Annotated in this window: 3 protein-coding genes; 2 read left to right on the top strand and 1 reads right to left on the bottom strand. The window is 62.6% G+C overall.

The window, feature by feature from the left end; all coding sequences use genetic code 11:
• On the top strand, positions 1-1845 hold a 1845-nt coding region (locus tag EN935_RS22930; RefSeq protein WP_127373633.1), incomplete at its 5' end, for an aldo/keto reductase.
• 37 nt (positions 1846-1882) lie between these two features.
• Here the strand turns inward: EN935_RS22930 and EN935_RS22925 are convergent.
• Complete coding sequence (locus EN935_RS22925; RefSeq protein WP_206532340.1) at positions 1883-2914, bottom strand: AraC family transcriptional regulator; 1032 nt, start codon at positions 2912-2914, stop codon at positions 1883-1885.
• 75 nt (positions 2915-2989) lie between these two features.
• On the opposite strand from EN935_RS22925, the gene EN935_RS22920 reads away from it, so the two are divergent.
• The gene (locus EN935_RS22920) at positions 2990-4456 is read left to right on the top strand and encodes an alpha-glucosidase/alpha-galactosidase (protein ID WP_127262339.1); all 1467 of its coding nucleotides are present in this window, start codon (positions 2990-2992) and stop codon (positions 4454-4456) included.
• The last annotated feature ends 242 nt before the right edge of the window (positions 4457-4698 follow it).

Here is a 4698-nt window from a genome sequence, read left to right as displayed (position 1 = left end):
CTGCTCGCCGATCCCGACATCGATGCCGTCTACATTTCGATACCGCATCCCGGTCATGCGCAATGGGCGATCAAGGCGGCCGAGGCCGGAAAGCATGTGCTGTGCGAAAAGCCGCTTGCGCTGACCGCCTTCGAGGCCGACGCCATGATCCATGCCGCGGGCAAGGCCGGCACATTCCTCGGCGAAGCCTTTATGTACCGGCTGCATCCGCAGACGCTGAAGCTGGTGGAGCTGATCAGGTCTGGTGTCATTGGCGACATCAGGATGATCAAGTCTAGTTTCGGCTTCGCCATGCCGGGCTTCATGCCGCAGCACCGGCTCTATGCCAACGATCTCGCCGGCGGCGGCATTCTCGACGTCGGCGGCTATCCCGTCTCGATGGTGCGGCTGATTGCCGGCGCCGCAGTCGGAAAACCTTTCGCTGAGCCAGACAAAGTGGTCGGCACCGCCCATCTTGGCCAGTCCGGCGTCGACGAATGGGCCTCCGCGCTGCTGCATTTCCCAGGTGGCATTGTCGCCGAAGTCTCCTGCAGCATCTCGCTCAACCAGGACAATGTCTTGCGCATCCTGGGCACCAAAGGTCGCATCGAAGTGCCGGACTTCTGGTTCGCCGGCGGCAACCGCGACGTCGGCCTCGGCCAGATCGACGTCATCGCATCCGACGGCGCGCGCGAGACCATCAGCGTCAACGAGAGGCGCCATGTCTATTCCTTCGAGGTCGACGCAGCCGGTGAGGCCATCCGCGCCGGGCGGCAGGAATTCGCCTGGCCGGGCATGGCGTGGGCGGAGAGCCTCGGCACCTTGCGCGTGCTGGACAGATGGCGCGCGGCAGCCGGCCTCGAATACGGGATCGAGAAGGCTCAACAACGCGTCAACACCATCTCCGGCCGGCCATTGCGATCGGGAGGCACGGCGATCGCCAAGCGCACGATCCCTGGCCTGTCGAAGCCGGCGTCGGTGGTGGCGCTCGGCTTCGAGGATTTCCGTACGTTCTCCTCGGGTTCGATCCTGCTCGATGCCTTCTTCGAGGCCGGCGGCAATCTCTTCGACACCGGTTTTGTATATGGCGCCGGCTACACCGAAAAGTTGCTTGGCGAATGGCTGAAAAATCGCGGTGTGCGCGCGCAATCGGTGGTCATCGCCAAGGGCGCGCATTCGCCGCTCTGCTATCCCGACGTGATCGGCAAGCAGCTCGACCAGTCGCTCGACCGCCTGCAGACCGACCATGTCGATGTCTATTTCATGCATCGCGACAATCCGGGTGTGCCGGTTGGCGAATTCGTCGATGCGATGGATCGTGAGGTCAAGGCTGGCCGCATCCGCGGCCCGTTCGGCGGCTCGAACTGGACGATGGAACGCATAGACGAGGCGATTGCCTATGCCGAACGCACCGGCAAGCAAAAGCCCGGCGCGCTGTCCAACAATTTCTCGCTGGCCGAAATGCTGGAGCCGATCTGGGCAGGCTGCGTCACTGCGTCCAGCGATGCCTGGAAGACCTGGCTGACCGCCCGGCAGATGCCGAACTTCGCCTGGTCAAGCCAGGGGCGTGGCTTCTTCACCGATCGCGCCGGGCGCGACAAGCGCGACAATGAGGAACTGGTGCGGGTGTGGTACTCGGAGCGGAATTTCGGCCGCCGCGACAGGGCGATCGAACTTGCCGCGAGACTGGGCAAGAGCCCGATCCATATTGCGCTGGCCTATGTGCTCGCTCAGCCGTTCCCATCCATCCCGCTGATCGGGCCACGCGCGCTGGACGAACTCGATGACAGTCTGCGCGCCCTCGACATCACGCTGTCGCAAGCCGATCTCGAATGGTTGGATGGCGGGAGTCTGCGCGCTGCCTAGTTAACTGCCTGTTTAACGGCGCCGGTGTCAGGTCTCGTCATCGAAGGCCCTGACGCCGCGCCGGAGTTCTCAAATTGGCATACATGCCGGTCGTGCGGAATTGGCTCGGCGTGATGCCGTAGCAGCGGCGAAAGACCTTCGAGAAATAGTTGGCGTCCTCGAAACCGCACAGGATGGCGACTTCCTTCACCGGCAGGAAATCCGCCTTGGTCAGCAGCTTTGCCGCCCGTTGCAGGCGCTGCTGCAGCACGAACTCGGCAGGCGGCAGGCCTTCGCTTTCGGCGAAGCAGCGTGAGAAATGGGCCCGGCTGAGGCCACTGATCTGAACCAGGTCCGCCACCGGCAGCGGCCTGTCGAGATTGGCGTTGATGTGATCGATGACCGGCTGCATGACGCTCTGTTTTTCGGCAAAGGCATGTGAGCCGAAGACATCGTCATAGAGCGCCATCGCCGCCTCGTAAGCGACGGCGGACGCAGCCCCCGGCGAAGCGGCTCCTTTGATCAGACGCAGGCTGCAATCGGCAAGATGATCGATCGTCGCCGGCTGCAGCCGAAATACCGGACCCGAGACGCTGAGGATCGACTTGTGGATGCGCAGCGCCTCCTCGCCGTTCATCGAAATCCAGAAATATTCCCAGCGCTCGTCCCCGGCCAGCCAGTAGCGGTGGTTGTGCGGCACCAGCACCAGCAAGGTGTCGTTCTTCTGCAGGCGGTAGTTGCGGTTCTCGTAGCGCAGCCGGCCGGTTCCGCTGATCGTGTGCTGGAGCACGGTGAACGGCGTCTGGCCGCGCCTGCGCCCATCCCAGTCGTAGATTTCGTCCTCGCGCACCTCATAGCCCGTGCTCGTCGGCATGGCGTGCAGGCGCTGGCGGCCGCGCGGCAGCGAGATCGTGCGCATGGACTGTCCGTTGGCGATCAAATCTTGCAGCACAAAATTACCCTTGAAAGCATAATCCTTCTCTGGTCGCGCTCGCGAATAAGCGCATAATCCCCGTCGAAAAGCGAGAGAGATCCGCAGTCGAGGAGCGGACAGGGAGGTTGGCGAGCCGGATTCCGGCTTGTCTTGCATGCGTGTCGCGGCATGTGGCTACAGCCTCCCATTGTCATTCCTTGCCTGCCATTCGAATGGAATGAGGTGCGGCTGATGAGTTTCAAAATCGCTATCATCGGTGCCGGCAGCGTCGGCTTCACCAAGAAATTGTTCACCGACATCCTCTGCGTGCCCGAATTCACCGACATCGAATTCGCGCTGACCGACGTCAGCGAGCACAACCTTCAGATGATCAAGGCGATCCTCGACAGGATCGTCGAAGCGAACAGATTGCCGACCAGGGTGACGGCGACCACCGACCGCCGCAGGGCGCTTGAAGGCGCACGTTACGTCATCAGCTGCGTGCGGGTCGGAGGTCTCGAAGCCTATGCCGACGATATCCGCATTCCCCTGAAATACGGCATCGACCAGTGTGTCGGCGACACGATCTGCGCCGGCGGCATCCTCTATGGCCAGCGCAACATCCCGGTGATCCTGGATTTCTGCAAGGACATGCGCGAGGTCGCCGAGACCAACGTCAAATTCCTGAACTACGCCAATCCGATGGCGATGAACACCTGGGCAGCGATCGAATACGGCAAGGTCGACACTGTCGGGCTCTGCCACGGCGTCCAGCACGGTGCCGAGCAGATCGCCGAGGTGCTGGGCGCGAAGTCCACGCAGGAGCTCGACTATGTCTGTTCCGGCATCAACCACCAGACCTGGTTCATCGACCTGCGCCTCAACGGCCGCCCCATCGGCAAGGACGAACTGGTGGCCGCCTTCGAGGCGCATCCGGTCTATTCGCAGCAGGAGAAGCTGCGCATCGATGTCCTGAAGCGCTTCGGCGTCTATTCGACCGAAAGCAACGGCCATCTTTCCGAATATCTGCCCTGGTACCGCAAACGCCCCGACGAGATCACGCGCTGGATCGATATGTCCGACTGGATCCACGGCGAGACGGGCGGCTATCTCCGCCACTCCACCGAAACCCGCAACTGGTTCGAGACGGAATATCCGCAGTTCCTCCAAGCGGCGTCACAGCCGATCGATCCCGGGAAGCGCTCCAACGAGCATGCCAGCCACATACTGGAGGCGCTGGAGACCAACCGCGTCTATCGCGGCCACTTCAACGTCAGGAACAATGGCGTGATCACCAACCTGCCGCAGGATGCCATCATCGAGTCGCCCGGCTTCGTCGACCGCTTCGGCATCAACATGGCCGCCGGCATCACGCTGCCGGAAGCCTGCGCCGCCACCTGCATCGCCTCGATCAACGTCCAGCGCATGTCGGTGCATGCCGCGATATCAGGCGACATCGATCTGCTGAAGCTCGCCGTGCTGCATGATCCCCTGGTCGGCGCGGTTTCGACCCCGGAGGAGGTCTGGCAGATGGTCGATGAAATGGTCGTCGCCCAGGCGGCCTGGCTGCCGCAATATGCCCATGCGGTTCCGGCCGCCAGGGAACGGCTGTCGACATCGGCGGTAAAGACCCGCGAGTGGGCGGGCGCCGCGCGGCGCAGCGTTCGCTCGATCGAGGAATTGCGCGCCGAAAAAGCAGCGCTGAAACAAGCCGGCTGAAACGGGCCGGCTGAGCCTCATGCGGTGATGGTGAATCCAAGGGAGGCGGATCCACTCTCACGAAGCCGTTTTGAGTTCGAGGAGAAGCGGAGCAGGTGCAAACGCTCCGGAACAAACAAGAGGGAGAGAGACAGTGAGGAATTTACGCAATATCGGCCTTGCTGCCGGACTGGCGCTGAGCGTCTCGGTTTCGGCACTCAGTGCATACGCTTCCGAGCCGACGGTTCCGCCGGCGCCGACAC

This window comes from Mesorhizobium sp. M7D.F.Ca.US.004.03.1.1, from assembly GCF_003998635.1.
Taxonomy (GTDB): Bacteria; Pseudomonadota; Alphaproteobacteria; order Rhizobiales; family Rhizobiaceae; genus Mesorhizobium; species Mesorhizobium loti.
The sequence above is the reverse complement of the archived record's forward strand: the minus strand, read 5'-3'. Positions and strand labels throughout refer to the sequence as shown.

Excerpts from the sequence above, each read along its gene's own strand:
- EN935_RS22925 (WP_206532340.1), bottom strand. The coding sequence starts at position 2,914 with ATGCAAGACAAGCCGGAATCCGGCTCGCCAACCTCCCTGTCCGCTCCT.
- EN935_RS22920 (WP_127262339.1), top strand. The coding sequence starts at position 2,990 with ATGAGTTTCAAAATCGCTATCATCGGTGCCGGCAGCGTCGGCTTCACC.